Origin of the sequence: Psychrobacter muriicola 2pS, from assembly GCF_904846535.1 — a bacterium.
Lineage (GTDB): Bacteria > Pseudomonadota > Gammaproteobacteria > Pseudomonadales > Moraxellaceae > Psychrobacter > Psychrobacter aquimaris.
Window position 1 is genome coordinate 234,221 of the sequence record NZ_CAJHBC010000003.1, and the last position, 14,388, is coordinate 248,608.

11 protein-coding genes and 1 pseudogene are annotated in these 14,388 nt (G+C 42.3%); 4 read left to right on the forward strand and 8 right to left on the reverse strand.

Annotation, left to right across the window (positions count from 1 at the left end; genetic code table 11):
- Positions 1-111: 111 nt before the first annotated feature.
- Complete coding sequence (gene speB / locus JMX93_RS05705; RefSeq protein WP_198331348.1) at positions 112-1,080, reverse strand: agmatinase; 969 nt, start codon at positions 1,078-1,080, stop codon at positions 112-114.
- A gap of 242 nt (positions 1,081-1,322) precedes the next feature.
- On the opposite strand from speB, the gene JMX93_RS05710 reads away from it, so the two are divergent.
- Positions 1,323-2,225 (forward strand): LysR family transcriptional regulator, encoded by a 903-nt coding sequence (locus JMX93_RS05710; protein WP_499204136.1) that lies wholly within the window; start codon positions 1,323-1,325, stop codon positions 2,223-2,225.
- Between the two features lie 14 nt (positions 2,226-2,239).
- On the opposite strand, the gene JMX93_RS05715 is transcribed toward JMX93_RS05710, so the two are convergent.
- The 3 genes from JMX93_RS05715 to JMX93_RS05725 form a co-directional block, all read right to left on the reverse strand.
- Complete coding sequence (locus tag JMX93_RS05715) at positions 2,240-4,033, reverse strand: potassium/proton antiporter (protein WP_499204137.1); 1,794 nt, start codon at positions 4,031-4,033, stop codon at positions 2,240-2,242.
- A gap of 385 nt (positions 4,034-4,418) precedes the next feature.
- Positions 4,419-4,754 carry a GlpM family protein gene (locus JMX93_RS05720; protein ID WP_287045400.1) on the reverse strand — a complete coding sequence of 112 codons (336 nt, stop codon included), beginning with the start codon at positions 4,752-4,754 and terminating at the stop codon, positions 4,419-4,421.
- Positions 4,755-5,140: 386 nt separating this feature from the next.
- Positions 5,141-5,341, reverse strand: coding sequence for a hypothetical protein (locus JMX93_RS05725; RefSeq protein WP_443517801.1), 201 nt, complete (start codon positions 5,339-5,341; stop codon positions 5,141-5,143).
- Here JMX93_RS05725 and JMX93_RS05730 point away from each other — a divergent pair.
- Entirely contained in the window at positions 5,340-6,335 is a 996-nt protein-coding gene (locus JMX93_RS05730; RefSeq protein ID WP_443517800.1) for a phosphatase PAP2 family protein, read from the forward strand. The two genes, JMX93_RS05725 and JMX93_RS05730, sit on opposite strands and share 2 nt — an antisense overlap.
- Before the next feature lie 45 nt (positions 6,336-6,380).
- Here the strand turns inward: JMX93_RS05730 and JMX93_RS05735 are convergent.
- The 4 genes and pseudogenes from JMX93_RS05735 to JMX93_RS05750 all read right to left on the reverse strand — a co-directional run bounded on the left by JMX93_RS05735 (position 6,381) and on the right by JMX93_RS05750 (position 11,024).
- A pseudogene (locus JMX93_RS05735) lies at positions 6,381-8,651 on the reverse strand (KAP family P-loop NTPase fold protein).
- Between the two features lie 358 nt (positions 8,652-9,009).
- Positions 9,010-9,663 (reverse strand): glutathione S-transferase, encoded by a 654-nt coding sequence (locus JMX93_RS05740; protein WP_499204138.1) that lies wholly within the window; start codon positions 9,661-9,663, stop codon positions 9,010-9,012.
- A gap of 94 nt (positions 9,664-9,757) precedes the next feature.
- On the reverse strand, positions 9,758-9,898 hold the full coding sequence (locus JMX93_RS05745) for a hypothetical protein (protein ID WP_499204139.1): 141 nt from the start codon (positions 9,896-9,898) through the stop codon (positions 9,758-9,760).
- A 19-nt stretch (positions 9,899-9,917) separates the two neighbouring features.
- A complete protein-coding gene (locus JMX93_RS05750) occupies positions 9,918-11,024 on the reverse strand; it encodes an RNA-guided endonuclease InsQ/TnpB family protein (RefSeq protein WP_499204140.1) in 1,107 nt (368 codons plus the stop codon).
- A gap of 592 nt (positions 11,025-11,616) precedes the next feature.
- On the opposite strand from JMX93_RS05750, the gene JMX93_RS05755 reads away from it, so the two are divergent.
- On the forward strand, positions 11,617-12,468 hold the full coding sequence (locus tag JMX93_RS05755; RefSeq protein WP_499204141.1) for a thermostable hemolysin: 852 nt from the start codon (positions 11,617-11,619) through the stop codon (positions 12,466-12,468).
- Between the two features lie 235 nt (positions 12,469-12,703).
- A complete protein-coding gene (locus JMX93_RS05760; protein WP_499204142.1) occupies positions 12,704-14,317 on the forward strand; it encodes an AMP-binding protein in 1,614 nt (537 codons plus the stop codon).
- Positions 14,318-14,388 lie beyond the last annotated feature (71 nt).

Consider the following 14,388-nt stretch of genomic DNA (forward strand, 5'->3'; position numbering starts at 1 on the left):
CATACCAGTAACTCAATACACTGGTCACCATCTCATCAGGCTGCTATCCCCTGATGTAACGCATTGAGATAACCGCCCTATGCGCCAACCCTAGCCAATAAGCGCCTGCTATTAGTAGACGGCTTTGACCTTATCGTCATAGCGCACACCCGGTAGGATACACAGCATCTCAAACAGTAAGTTCGCGGCCAGTACAGAGGTGTTACCAAATGGGTCATACGGCGGTGACACTTCTACTAAATCGCCACCGACCACATCAAGACCACGCATACCGCGAATGATTTCTATGCCTTGCGTTGAGGTTAAGCCACCGATTTCAGCCGTACCCGTACCTGGTGCAAATGCAGGATCAATACCGTCAATATCAAAACTTAAATAAACCGGACCGTCACCTAGCTTTTCGCGTACTTCTGCCATGAGTGGCGTCAGCGATTTATACCAGCACTCTTCTGCCGGTACCACGCGGAACCCTTGCTGGGTTGACCAGTCAAACTCTTCGGCGCTATAGCCTGTACCCCGCAGACCAATCTGTACCACGCGATTACCATCGATGAGGTTTTCTTCGACAGCGCGGCGGAACGGGGTGCCATGGGCGATTTTTTCGCCAAACATGTCGTCGTTGATATCAGCGTGAGCATCGATATGCACCATACCGACAGGGCCATGTTTTTTGGCGAGTGCCCGCAGGATAGGCAGTGCGATGGTATGGTCGCCGCCCAACGTTAAAGGAATTGCGCCATGTTTAACGACTTTTTCTGTATAGAATTTTTCGATGATATCGACGCTTTTTAACAGGTTGAAAGTATTGATAGGCACATCACCGATATCAGCCACTTGCAATGACTCAAATGGTGCGGCACGCGTCGCCACATTGTAAGGACGAATCATTCTTGACTCATCACGAATCTGTCTAGGCCCCAATCTGGCACCGCTACGGTTTGAGGCGCCAATATCTAAAGGCACACCAACGAATGCCACATCTAACCCTTCGGCATCAGCCTGAGTCGGCAAGCGCATCATAGAAGCAAAGCCGCCAAATCTTGGCATATCGTTGCCGCTTAATGGTTGATTGAATTTCATAAATCACATCCTTGTTTCAGTTTGGTTAGAATAGGCAATTTTTTATATGCTTTGACAATACCTAAATATTAGGAGGCAGACCATGGTAAAATTTAGAAGTAAACTTCTGATTTTCCGTAGTAAACCGGTTTTATCAGTTATTACCAGAAGTTTAAGAAAGATACCATTGCTTGATAAAATAGGTTTAATTGACAAAGTAAGTTGATGTCGCAGCACGTTATTGCGAAAGTAAGGAGTCGGGTGTGATATTAGATGAATTGATAAAAATAGATATCAAAACGCTACGTAGCTTTATGGCTATCGTGGAGTGTCAAGGCGTGACTGCTGCTCAGTCGCGCTTAAATGTCACGACCTCGGTGATTAGTGGACATTTGACTCATCTAGAAGACCGCTTGGGCATGACACTCTGCCACCGCGGTCGAGCAGGATTTAAGCTGACAGAGGATGGCGCGGCTATCTACGAGGCATGTTTGGGCTTTACCGAATCGGTCGCAAGCTTTCAACATCAGCTGCACTATATTAAGCAACTAGACTCAGTACACGGTGGCCATATCAGGCTTTGCTTGATTGATCAGATGCCTAAGTTTTTTTATGATGCGCTTAGACAACGTCTTGCTAGTAGCTACCGAGAAAACCCACTGATACACTTTTCTATCGATGTACAAAACCCTGAGAGCATGTTAGAAAAGCTCTTAAGTAATGAGAGTGACATCGGTGTGGGTTATTTTGGCAGCTTTCCGCCGTTACTCACATTTAAGCCAGCATTTGTCGAAAAACAAGTGGTCTGCTGCGGACGTGAGCATAAGCTATTTTACAATTCAGAAGGATTGACTTTTGAGGATTTAGAGCAGGATTATCCGTGGATAAAAAGGGGCTATGTGGTCGAGCATCATATCAATCATATCCGTCCAAAAACCTTGAGCGCCACCACTTATCACATGGAGGCGACCGCGCAGCTTATCCTTGCAGGCCACCATGTGGGCTACCTACCGCGTGATCTTGCGAGACGTTATGAGGGTATGGGACTGATGAAAATACTCCTACCCAATGAAGCAAGCTACGACGTCGAGCATCACTGGGCATATCGAGAAAATCAGCATAAACAAGCTGCTGAGTTTTTAAATAAGATGATGAACTTGCTATAAAGATAATGCTAATATCACTGCGCTGCTACGGACGGTTGTTGATGCTTCAGACCAATGGTTCTTAGCTTACCTTTATCATCAACTTCTTTTATCACCAATGACCACTCATCGTTAATGGCAACGGTATCGCCCGATACTGGCTTCATATCTAAGCTGTCTTTGATATATTCAGCAACTGTTTGTTCCCACATGGTTTTTACGCTGTTCTCTGATTTAGACTTTAGGCTGTCTACCAGTGATTCCGATTTCATGACGCCCGTAAAGAATGGTAAGTCGCCAAGCTTGACGCTGGGCGAGAGCAACCAATCGCCATAAAAATCATCGATGGCTTTACGGTCCAACGTCGTGTCATTGAATATTTTAGCAATCTGGCTAGCATAATCGCCGCGCATGGCGTACCAGACACTGTCCCCAAATTTCAGCTTGGTATTTTCATCAACAGTCACAATCTGCTGCCCACGTACCAAGGCAAAAACACTAATTTCATCAGGATTGATGCGATTAGAGATATTTCTCGGATGACGACCAATCGCAAACGCGCCTGACTTTACTTGGAACTGATATAAAGTAATACTCGCTTTGTCTGATACCCAAACCTCATGCTTTTCTTCTGGGTCTTTATTATTTGGAATACGCACTTTGAATAAGTTTGCCATCAAAGGAATGGTCGTGCCTTGTAAAACCAAAGATAAAACCACCACGCCAAAGGCAATATCAAACAGCATAAAGGCGCCATCTATCCCTGCCATGACCGGTAAAATCGCAAGGGTAATTGGCACCGCACCGCGCAAGCCAACCCAAGAAATAAAGCCAATCTCCCTGTCTTTAAATTTAAAGGGTTTAACACTGGTATAGACGGCGATAGGACGGGCAACCAAAATCATAAAGGCGGCAATCGCGACTGAATAATGCCAGACATCAATAACATGCGATGGCGTTACCAATAACCCCAATACTACGAACAACACCGCTTGTGACAACCACGCAAAGCTATCCATCACCCGCATGACATGCTCAGTTGAGCGTACTTTATGGTTACCAATCAGCACGCCGGTAAGGTAAATTGCCAAAAATCCACTGCCTCCAATCAGGTTGGTCGCAGCAAAAACAGCCAAGCCAGCAGACATAATCAAAATGGCATACATACCTTCTGCCAAGTGTAATTTGGGTAATAGTCTTGCCAATAAATAACCAAATAACAAACCCATGCCCAGACCGAAGCTGAGCTGCTGTAATAGCAACCCTAAAAATCCCAGTACCGTCTGTCCATCGGGATCAACATTTAAGGCAATCAAACCCGTGACTAATAAAATGGCTAACGGGTCGTTGGCTCCAGATTCCAATTCAAGCGTGGCCTGCACGCGATCGTTAAGCTTCACACCACCATTACGTAGTAGCGAAAACACCGCTGCGGCATCGGTCGAACCCACGATAGCCGCCATCAATAAACCAAAACGCCAATCGACATCCAGTAGCCAAGTGACGAATACCCCCAGTATCATTACCGTCGCAAGTACACCCCAAGTAGCAAGAGTGATTGCTGGTTTTAAGCCGACTCGGAACGACTTAAAAGAGGTACGCAGACCACCATCCAACAAGATACAAGCTAGCGCTGCTTGCCCGACAAAATTAGCAAGCCCGTATTGAGAAAACTCAATACCTAATATACCATCTTCACCAGCGAGCATTCCTACCACTAAAAATAACAATAGCAGAGGAACGCCCAAACGCGCCGATAACGTACTTGCCATGATACTGGCGAAAATTAATACTGCCCCTATTAGATACAGGATATTTAAGGTATCCATCTTTTTTTAAGCCCTATTTTTATAAATTATGACGAATGAAGTGATCGCGATAGTATGGATCTAATTTTGCTACAGTAGCACTATACGATTGCCCTTAAGAATAACATCTACGACCGAATCTATAGAAAATATCTGTAGAAATATGTACCAAATTTCATATATTCCGTAGATATATTGCGCTTTTACAATATTTAAGTTATTTTTTTAACTAGGGCATCTCCTCATTTTGAAAATATTGATAAAAATGAGATAAATTGCAGCCAAAAAAGGAAAGTAGCGCAGATAATATCTGGGTATTAACCAGCTAGTTGATGCAGTTTGGCAAAGTTTAGCCATTTTTAGCTCATTTAGGTGCTTTCGTTCAGATTGAACACATGCCCTAGGACTATGCCTGAATGTATTGCCAAGTAAGCACTAAAATGGCCGCTGCCACTGTCCAAGCGACAACGCCTAGCAGCAAGGCCTTATATAAGCTAACATAGCCGATGCTAAAAAACACCACCAAGGTATAAATAAGGTGCGGTATGACCCCGAGCATACTAAATATCAATGCGACTTTTAAATCAGCGGGGCTGCGCTCCGTGCCAACAATAAAGTGACTGATCAACGTAAATGTGGGGAACAGTGGCGCAAGCGCCGCCAAATAAAAAAATCTGGTTTGCGCGAATAATTGAATCGCTAAAACCATCAGAGCACCAATAAGCATTTTTAACCAAATCACGACGGGGTCATCTCCTATTGAGTGTTAAGGGCTGAAAATAACCCAATCCGCTATCATACTAAAGTCTATAGACAGACATAAGAGGAATATTTACTTAGTTGACGTCTCTCACAAAAATGCACGAAAAAAACCTATCTAACAATTATTCTAAATGGGGCTATTCACTTTTGTTATCTGTACTGCATACGAATTATTTAATCGACTTTTTCGAGCGCGGATTTTAATTCACCAGCTGTTTCTACTTTCAAAACCAAGCTATTTCCTTCTGTCGCGCTAAAGGTTTTCGGCATAATCTGCCAGTCACATTTGGGAATATCGTTGTAGCATTGGTTCTCACCATGAATCGCTCGCCTTCTGTGTTATAACCAAAGGCATAATCCTCCATTTTATCTACAGGAATACAAATGGGCTGAGTTAATAGAAAATTTGGGCTGCCAAGATTTATAGTATTGCAGCCGTTCTTTATTACTCTCAATCTCTTCAGGTGCTTGTAGTGGAAACCCGCCTGCACTATAAGTACCTAAGCTGATGAGTTTCGTGCTGCCAATGGCACTATTTTTCAGATATAGAAGGAATAAGCTATCCATGACTGCTCTCATTGAACAACACCCTCAGCTGGTCAGTTTGGGCATGGTGCTTATTTTAACGATGGCATTGTTATGGTTGATACAGCACCTCATGATTCGCTATGGTAAGCGAATATTGGTATTGATTTCTCGTATCGATTTTTGGCTGCGCGGACATATCGCACGCCTACCATTGATGGTATGTCTACAGCAAAAATACCCAGCAATGTTTGGATTTATTACCAAGCGCTTTGCCCGTGGTCATTTTTCTGGCTTGATACTCACCATTTTGACACTCTTAAATATATATATTTTGGCGCTGTTTGCAGGATTGGTCGAGGATATAGTGGAGGCCGACTCTATTGTGACCACGGATTTGTTTGTGTCGCAGCATATGAGTGTACTACAAGATTCAAGCATCGTGCCTGCATTTGTTTTTATCACCAGCTTAGGCTCTACACCGATTACCTGTTTGGTTATTCTGCTGACGGCTATCCTCTGCGCAGTGGTACGTCAGCCTTATATTTTAGTCGGTCTGCTAATCTCAACCATCGGTAGTACCGCCTTTACGTTTTTGAGTAAGATGGCTTTTCAGCGGTCACGACCGATCGATATTTTGCTGATGGAACACACCTACTCTTTTCCCAGTGGTCATGCGACTATCAGTATTGCGCTGTATGGCTTTCTTGCCTATATGGCGATTCGTTTTAGCCAAAGCTTTATTCACCAAGTGCGCATATTATCGCTCACTATTTTATTATGCCTGCTCATAGGGTTAAGCCGAATCGTACTCAATGAGCATTATCTGAGCGATGTGATGGGTGGGTTTTTGGTGGGGACATTATGGCTGACGATTGCCATTAGTATGATGGAATGGCTGACGGCCCGAGGTAAAATCGATTGGCGTATCGTATGGTCAGTGCCGCAGCGATATATGGTATGGTTCGGTATCGTTGCTGTGCTGATTGCGACCTTTGTATATGCTACTTTTTATCAGTTTCCGTTGCTTGGGTAGTGGTGGAAGCTGAATGATTTAGATAGCATCGTATGATTCGATTAACTACAAATCATTAGTGGTTCCCTGCTCTCTCTTTTCTAAAGCATTTTGAAAAGCTTCTAACGCTTCTCGAGATTCAGGATCTAGATTATCAGCATTTAGATCTTTTACCTTTTCTCGAATCGGCGATATCTCTAAAAAATCCTCAATATTTTCAAGTTTAATATAGGTAGCAGTTTTAACTATGTGACTATCTAATGAATGAGAAGATGACTTACTAACAAAATTTTTTAATAAGGTTATACACCCTTCAACTGTTTGTGTTTGCAGTTTCAGCCAGTCCGTTACTATATTTTCGTTACCCCAGCGCTTCCATCTATACAAAAGAGAAACCAGATGTTGATTAGAAAGTAAGTCATTTGGAGAGTTTACAGACATTTCATCTAATCTTTTTACGAATTCGACCTTTAGCGCCTCAAACTCATTATCTCTTAGAGTACAACCCGTACCTAGCCTTTCTCTACAGTTCTCATCACTTTGCAATATATGTTGGATAACAGATAATCCCTCTGATATTTTGAAGCAGTCTAACAGAAGCTTTCCTCTATCTTCTTGGTTATCAATGCGTTGTAGAAAACCACTAATAAGCATTTCGGCATGCTTAGTAGCGCTGAATGTCATAAACCCCATTGATTGAGCATCAATATGATCTCCAACATCTAAAATACCTTTAACATAGGAGCCTCCATTTTTTAGAAGTATTTCATCTATAAACGCTTCAAACTGTGAAAGGGCATTGACTAGAATATCACGCTCTTTTAACGACAAAATAAATGAAGAGAACCTGTCAGAGTCAGCAGTGAGGCTAAGCATTTCTTGTAGTTCCGAATTTGAGAGTTCGTCACTTGGAATTCTAAACTGGAAGTACTTGTCAAAATTAGAAGGGTAACAAATCCGCATCTCCTTTAGCCAATTTCTAGCAAAACCTCCATCATACTGCATTCCTCCTAAAGCCCAATCAATTGTTGGAAACAGTTGCTTTATCATCTTTTTTACTGAGTCTCGTTTATCAGGAGCAGCTTTATCTAGGATGATGTTAATTGAGGTAACTGTAGAGTCTTTACTTCCCCCATATCTATCAGAGCCATTTGTGGTAAATAGTTTCTTTGATCTTGCAATTTCCTTATATACATCTGGTTCGAACACCCTTAGACACTCAATTGCCATTAAATCTACAGGATTTACCTCAAAAGCACTTTTACCTTTAAGTATATTAAAATGGAATGATAAAGTTGAGGTATATCTATATACACTTCTCAAGTCATCAAAGTATACATTCATGGAGCGGTAAAAGATTCTTCCCCACCTATCCTCATCAAACATCTTCGTGGCTGATTCGTCTTGTTCAATCATTTTTCTTAACTTATCGAGTAGTAGACTGTGAATTCGTGTGGTTTCTATCTGTGGAATATCAAAAGGTACTTGAATTATTTTTTCTAAATAATCCCGACCCAATTGCAACCCATCGTTCATCTTGTCTTCTACGAGATTTCTTTGAAAAAGTAGTAGAAATACTACATTAGGAAACTCAAGATTGGCTTTTATAAGCTGAAAAACCATTCTTAACTACGTTGAAGTTAGTCTGTCCAAGTCATCCATCACTACAATCAAAGGAGCTTGTCTGCTCAACAATAATTCAGTTAAATCTTCTCTTATATCTTTTAGACTTTTTTCCTTTGCAGTTGCCTCAATATTTCCAGTAATATTACCAATTATATCTCTACCCCATTTTAAGAAGGCAGCCCAACCAGCTAAAACAAATAAGATGAAACTACTAGCATCACTAACCCAGTCTTTATCAGAAAAGTTTCCTCCAATACCTATGAATGTTGCAAGTACAAATAGTAGCGGCAGAGCAGACGAAAGTCCTGTAACTACTGTCTCCCCTGTATTCAGGTAACGTCCATATTTTTTAAGCAGAGCTGCTAACTTTTTTCCTGACTCACTCTCATCTATTCGGCCAACTGACTTCGATATTTCTTCAAAAAAAGAAGCCGTTATTTTTTCTTGAGCTGCCCATTCCCATGGAGAAAACTCCATGACAGTGGGCTTGTCTTCAGAAATATTTTCCAATTGAATTAGAGCCATATTTTTAATAGATGACTTTCCTGATCCCCAATTACCATGCAAGGCAACTACTAAGCTATCTTTTCCTTGCCAACTCGCCATAGCATTTGCCAAGTCAGTGGAAAACCCTGATCGACCTAACAAGTCTTCTTCTATGGTCGTAATCGGTCTGTCAGCAGCAAATCCGTGCAAATCTTTTGGTTCCATATAAAGTCTCTAAGAAGAATCTAACGTTTTATTATTTATGTGATAAGAAGTACATACTACGTATATCAGTTTTGAATGAGACCATATTATAAACAAAAATCTATAATAAAGAGGTTTCCATTCAACATCATCATTCAACTTTGACACAGCAAGCGCTTGAGACAACACCTCAAAAATACGCCGATCGATGGCTTGGGCAACATTAAAGCGCATACAATATTCAGCGCTTTGCGACTGACTAAACACGTTAAAAAAAATATTAAGCTTAGGCTATTTTTTCCCATAACTTGCATAAAAGTTCAACATAAGACATCAATAGAAACATCAAGAATCGGATTACTACGCTATATCATTCTAGCTACTGAGTATCAGGAAAAATCACCACATCATCCCCTTCTTGCCACGGTTGAAACTTAGTCATGACTTGCAAAAATAACGGATGCGCAAGCCATTTTTGCAGCCATAGCTGTAACTTAGGATAAGGTAGGCTGTAAAAAACATCGCGATCGACATGCGCAAACTGACGGACAAAAGGCATGATACCGATATCGGCGATGGTAATACGCTCTCCCAGTAAATAGGTATTATTGGTTAACAGCTCTTCTAGTCTTTGCAAAAACACTTCGCCTCGCTGTCGATACTCGGTCTGAGTCATCTCTACATGCCGGTCGGCATATTTGTAACGATCTAACCAATGCTTAAATTCATTGTCATTTTGTGCAATTAGGGCATCCGCTTGCGGTGAAGTTTTTTCATCAAGCAACCCTTGTGGGTCATTCTGCTCAAGCGCCCACGTCATTATCTCTACACTCTCTTCAATCACGGCTCCATCAGCCAACTGTAAAACTGGCACAGTGCCTTTTGGACTAATCGCTAGCATTTGCTCAGGTTTATTCTTCAACGTAATCTCCCGCAGCTCTACGGACAGCTCGGCAAATAGGATGCCGAGACGAGCGCGCATAGCATAGGGACAGCGACGAAAAGAATACAAGCGATGAAGCGGTGAAGTCATAATTATTTTCCATAATTGAATAGGAATTAAATAGTAGGTCAACAAGAGCCAGTGGGCTCAAACCCCTTGGTATCGATGTTCATAAAGGAGTTTTTTAATACTCTATCGATTTATAATTTGCCATGGCTTCTACCAACGACTGCGGTAGATAGGCACCTTTCAGATGTGCGTACGGGTAATGCTGCTCAAGCCACGATTGATAGTTATAGAGGGTTAACGTACCACAATATAGCAAATTTGACTTCCTTCCCTCCCTAAAGTGAAGGGATTCCTTCTGCAAGACGGTCAAGCCCGACCGCAAGAATGTTTTTTGCTGCATTGATATCTCCATCATGCCATGTGCCACACTTTGCACAAGTCCATTCTCTTATTCCGAGACCCACTCTACCTTTCGGACTACTGTCACTTATTTTAAGGCAGCACGAGCAGGTCTGGGTAGTGTAACTCTCATTTACGATCTCAAAACGACAACCTGCATGCTTGCATTTATACTCCAGTTGTCGTTTAAGCTCAAACCAACCTGCATCGTAAACCGATTTGGCTAGTTTTCCTTTTTTGCTGTTAAATTGATTGGTTTTAACATCGCCAACCACGATTAGGGCGTTGTCTTTGATTAATTGAATAGTGAATTTATGAATTAAGTCTTGGCGTGTGTTTTTAATTTTGGCATGGATAGCCTTTACACGTTGCTTATTTTTGGCTCTTTGGGCAACCGCCAACTTCTTTGCCCATTTTTGCGTTTGTTTGATTTGTAGCTTATCACCGCTTGAGGTTGTGGCAGACTCTTTTAGTCCTAAGTCAACGCCCACGCTACCCTTACCACCTACTTGTTTTGGAAACTCTTTAACGGTAATACAGGCATACCATCTACCTCTTGCATCTTGGGCTAGCTCGCAAGTATTGATTTGATACAGACTTAGGTTGTAGCTGTCCCAAACCTCAATGATTAGCTTTTGGCCTTTGGCTAAACTAAATTGTAGCGTGGATTTGAGGGACTTTTTACCACTTTGCCGTATGGTTAGGTGTTTGATGGCAGATTGTTTAAAGGGTATCCAACCAAGTGATTTGCGTTTTGCTTTTGGGTTATTGGTTCGCCAGTTCAGCTTGGCTTTTTTGAATTGTTTGCGGTTTTTGGCGTGAACTTCACCGATGGCTTGTAGTGTTTGGCTGTGTAAGTCTAAATATTCGCCAGCACCCTTAGTGTAAGCGGCTAAGTCATAGGCTGAAAAAAACTTGCCAGTGCGCTGTAAGTACTTAAAACTTAACTCATTGACATAGTTCCAGACAAAGTTAACCGCACTGCTTATAGTATTAAGCTGCTGGCTATGCTTATCTTTGACTCTGAGTTTAAGCGTTTTCATGGTTTGATGATGATTGTTTTGATGGTATATTACAAGCTAAATACAGGAGTAAACGTCAATTGATGTCGCCTGATATCCACGCCCTAAACGGCGTGGTTTTACGGCGAGTTATAATAAATAAGATCAACGACCAGCTGTAAGGAACAATCATAGCGGAAATAAAAGGAATAACACTATCGAACGGCGTGGCTAGATTATGAACTTTCGATGGATACAGCTCATATAAGGAGACACCATAAAAAGTCGTCAAATTATAGAGCAGATAAAATATCGCTAACGCAAGACCTAGGTGTCTAAAGTGTGTTGATAGATTTAGCAGCACCTAATACCTCGTTTAACTATTGAATAAAAATCACTTTCTACGTCTAACCTCTCTCAAATCACCGACCCATCTCATCTCCAAATTTAGCCAAGGGGATTGGCTATAGGATTACTGACTCCAGTAATTGCTAAATGCTAAGCTTAATGCCTGTTTCTAACTATATCGATTGTTAGAGACGATACTATCTTAAGGTTCAGTTAAGGTTGCTCCTTTATGATGTTTTCATGATGTTAATCGTGCTAAAAGCTTTTAACCATTTGGAGACAGCTGATGTCATTATCTATTGATAGCACTCATACTTTACAGAATGTTCTAAATACGACCTTTTATATTGAAGCGGTTAAGCCAATGTCAATATTGGAGGTACAGGGAATACCCTCATCCCTCTATATTCGTGCCAGCACGCAAACGCCAATAGCAACATCGCCTACTTCATATGCCCAAAATCAAGATGCCCAAGCATTTATCAAACGCATATATGAGTATATCCATCACGCCCGATTGAGCTACTTTATGCCCATTTTGTTTTCAGGTTTTGCCGATATGCCATCCTATGGCGATTGGTTATCCGCTGATGACAATACATTGCCTGCGTTTAAAGGTACCAGCGTTGCTATCGGTCTAAAGCCTATCTGTGAAGATAAGATATTTTTAGAGCAGTATCTGAACACGCCAATACAAAACGAGATCAGTAGAGTGGCAGGCGAGCCAGTCAGTCGTCAGCGCATTTTTGAGATTGGCAATTTGGCATCAGGTTGTGCTGGTAGCGCGCGGCTTATGATAGCATTTTTGGTGTTTTATTTATCTACCCCTACCCTGAATCCTACGACTCATGAATACCAAACCAAAGCAGATTGGGTCGTGTGTACTGGTACCGATGCTGTGCGACACATATTGGCACATATGGGCATTCGCAGTCATGTCATTGCCAAAGCCACTGCAGAAGCGCTAGAAGATCCTGAGCAAGTATCATCATGGGGCCATTACTATCAGCACAACCCTTTGGTGGTTGCCATCAATGTGGCAGATGCTAAGCGAGTATGCGCCCCACATTATCGCTATACCGAAACGTTAGAGATGAATGCTACCACTCGTTTGACGCTAAATAAGATAGCCGTTTAATACTCATTCATTAGCCTAGGGCGTGTCCCTATTTTAAAAATGGTGATAAAAATGAGATAAATCGCAGGCAAACAAGGAAAATAGTGCAGACAATATCGAGATATTGACCAGCTATTTGACGCCGTTTGTCAAAGATTTAACCATTTTTAGCCCATTTAGTGATAAACGTTTGAATTAGGGACACGCCCTAGCATCAACCAATAACACTGCACCATCACAAGACAGTGAGAATAACATGACACCCATTTATACCGCGATATGTGAGCATGCCCGCCAGTCACCCATGAAGGTGGCAATACAGACAATAGACAATGACAAAACGATCAGTCTGACCTATGACCAGCTTCAACGCACGTTGTCAGCGCTCCATCAGACATTGGATACATGGCAAGGCAAGCGTGTCGCCTTATATGCGCACAATGACATAGATTGGGTCATACTCGACTTAGCATTAAGCACCGTCGGCGCGGTCGTTGTGCCAATACCCTTATTTTTTAGTGCATCACAAATTGCACACTTACTACAAGATGCACAGATAGAGATGGTATATATTGGCTCGGGCTTGACACTGCCAATCATAGACAACGTGGCTCATTGGGTGATGGCTGATACACCAGAGACAAAAGCCATCAAGTCTGAGCAGGCGACTCATATCACAGGCAGTTTTTATCAACTTGCTGACACTATTATTGACCATACCCTTTCCTCTACTGCCAGCGACTTTTGCAAAGTGACTTACACCTCAGGCAGTACTGGCATGCCAAAAGGCGTGTGTTTGGGACAAGATACATTGATGCGTATTGTCGAGTCTTTATCAGAGGCACTCGCTGATACCTTAACAGATAATACTACTAGCTCTTTAGAAGTGACCGATATCACAAGCAATTTTAGTCATTTGAGCGTTTTGCCTTTTGCCACTTTATTAGAAAACGTGGCAGGCGTCTACGTGAGCCTATATATGGGCCGTACTTTGGTGACAGGGAAAATTGATCAATTTGGTTTGTTATCCAATCAAGCATTTGATGCCAAACGACTGATGACAACCGTACAAGCACACGCTATCGCCAGCGTTATTTTATTACCACAAATGCTAAAAGCCATCTGTGAGCACATGGCAGCTAATGGGAAAACCAAATCCAGCGCCAATGCTGCTTTGCCATCGTTAAAGTTTATGGCAGTCGGTGGCGGCAAAGTCTCCCCTCAATTATTACAAGACGCCAATGCCCTAAGCTTGCCTGTTTATGAAGGCTATGGCCTGTCTGAATGCGGCTCGGTAGTCAGTCTCAATACGCCAAAAGCAAAGCGCGAAGGCAGTGTGGGTAAACCGATGCCTCATGCATCGGTCAGCATCGCAGATAGTGGCGAAGTAATGGTCAAAGGCAATGCGATGCAAGGCTACTTAAACCATGACAATAGCAAGGATGACAATGGCATCATTGCCACAGGGGATATCGGTCATTTAGATGACGACGGCTATTTATACATCACGGGTCGACGCAAAAACGTGCTCATCAGTAGTTTTGGACGCAATATCTCGCCTGAATGGGTAGAAGCGCAGCTCTCAACGCAGCCCATTATTTATCAGGTGGCGGTACTCGGAGATGGTGAGCCTCATTTATCTGCGGTGATAGTCGCCAATCCTAACATGACCACAGCAAGCATTGACCCACAATCTGCGATTGAGCAGGCGGTATATGTCGTCAACCAAACCTTGCCTGACTATGCTCGTATCAAACAGTGGCATCTCGCCGAGCACCCTTTTAGCACTGACAATGAATTATTAACCGATAACGGTAAGCTGCGACGAGCGCACATTTTTACGGCTTATCAATCAGCACTCAGCTTATAACGGACACTTTCATCAGTACCACAACGGACTCTGTTACAAAGCTATTAATAAAGCCTAGTAAAAAAATGACG

Bases quoted from the DNA above. Each gene is read 5' to 3' on its own strand.
- JMX93_RS05740 (WP_499204138.1), bottom strand. From the start codon at position 9,663: ATGACTTCACCGCTTCATCGCTTGTATTCTTTTCGTCGCTGTCCCTAT.
- JMX93_RS05715 (WP_499204137.1), bottom strand. From the start codon at position 4,033: ATGGATACCTTAAATATCCTGTATCTAATAGGGGCAGTATTAATTTTC.
- JMX93_RS05725 (WP_443517801.1), bottom strand. From the start codon at position 5,341: ATGGATAGCTTATTCCTTCTATATCTGAAAAATAGTGCCATTGGCAGC.
- JMX93_RS05760 (WP_499204142.1), top strand. From the start codon at position 12,704: ATGACACCCATTTATACCGCGATATGTGAGCATGCCCGCCAGTCACCC.
- JMX93_RS05755 (WP_499204141.1), top strand. From the start codon at position 11,617: ATGTCATTATCTATTGATAGCACTCATACTTTACAGAATGTTCTAAAT.
- JMX93_RS05750 (WP_499204140.1), bottom strand. From the start codon at position 11,024: ATGAAAACGCTTAAACTCAGAGTCAAAGATAAGCATAGCCAGCAGCTT.
- speB (WP_198331348.1), bottom strand. From the start codon at position 1,080: ATGAAATTCAATCAACCATTAAGCGGCAACGATATGCCAAGATTTGGC.
- JMX93_RS05730 (WP_443517800.1), top strand. From the start codon at position 5,340: ATGACTGCTCTCATTGAACAACACCCTCAGCTGGTCAGTTTGGGCATG.